This is a genomic window from Thiolapillus sp., from assembly GCF_048562965.1.
Lineage (GTDB): Bacteria > Pseudomonadota > Gammaproteobacteria > Chromatiales > Chromatiaceae > Thiolapillus > Thiolapillus brandeum_A.
Genome location: NZ_JBHNMF010001426.1, coordinates 1 through 630, shown reverse-complemented (window position 1 = coordinate 630; position 630 = coordinate 1). Strand labels below are relative to the sequence as shown.

Annotated in this window: 1 pseudogene; it reads left to right on the top strand. The window is 59.5% G+C overall.

The annotated features are described in order from the left end of the window. Window positions 1-3: 3 nt before the first annotated feature. Window positions 4-630 (top strand): annotated as a pseudogene (locus tag ACOCD2_RS24740) (helix-turn-helix domain-containing protein); the annotation flags it as partial.

The following is a 630-nucleotide window of genomic DNA, read 5'->3' as shown; positions in this document are numbered from 1 at the left end:
GGAATGGACTGCAATCAGATTCTGCTATTGGGTCTTGGCATAGAGGCACCCTGGAAACTGGTGGAGCAGCGCTTGGACATGGACAAGCAGCCGCATGAACTGCACCTGGAAGTGAAAGCCTAACGGGGTGCCAAGTACCCCTGCCCGGTGTGTGGCCAGGCCTGTTCTGCCCATGACTTCCAGGAGAAAACCTGGTGGCACTTGAATTTTTTCCAGCATCACTGCTATATCCATGCTTCCGTGCCGCGCGTGAAATGCCAGGAGCATGGCGTCAAACGGGTCGAGGTGCCCTGGGCGCGCAAGGGCAGCGCCTTCACGCTGCTGTTCGAGCAGGCCGCCCTGGCCTTGGTTTGGGAGATGTCGGTCAATGCGGCGGCCCGCATCATCGAGATCACCGACAAGCGGCTGTGGCGTATCGTGGAGCACTATGTAGGCAAGGCGGTCTCACCGTTTAATCTGTCCGACATCAAGCCTGTTGGGCTGGACGAGGCCGCCAGCAAGCGGGGGCACAACTATGCGACGGTCTTCATCGACACGGAAAAGCGCCAGGAGCCTGTTGTGTTTGCCACGCCGGGTAAAGGCAAGCAGCCCCTGAAGCAGTTTTCCGCCTTCCTGGAGGCCCACGAAGGC